The 256-nt window shown below is 35.5% G+C and carries 1 protein-coding gene; it reads left to right on the top strand.

Features of this window, described 5'->3' with window-relative positions; translation table 11 throughout:
• Positions 1-256: hypothetical protein (locus tag CRV03_RS14385; RefSeq protein ID WP_164968686.1), on the top strand; the 256-nt coding region annotated here is incomplete at both ends.

Genomic DNA, 256 nt, shown 5'->3' with positions numbered 1-256 from the left:
AGTAACAGAGTTTACAATTACAACACCAACAGTAGATGATGCATTAAAAGAAGATACAGAAGCGTATGAGATTTCTGTAGGTGGAGTAGATGCAACAGGAACAATCTTAGATAATGAAGCAGATATCAAAGTATCAAGTGTAACAAGTGATGAGCAAACAGAAGGAACTGATTTAGTTCACACTGTAACATTAAGTGGAGAAGCAGATTCAGCAAAAGAGTATGACTTTACATTTAACACTGGAACAGTAGAAGCA

The sequence above is a fragment of the Arcobacter sp. F155 genome, assembly GCF_004116455.1.
Lineage (GTDB): Bacteria > Campylobacterota > Campylobacteria > Campylobacterales > Arcobacteraceae > Halarcobacter.
The sequence above is the reverse complement of the archived record's forward strand: the minus strand, read 5'-3'. Positions and strand labels throughout refer to the sequence as shown.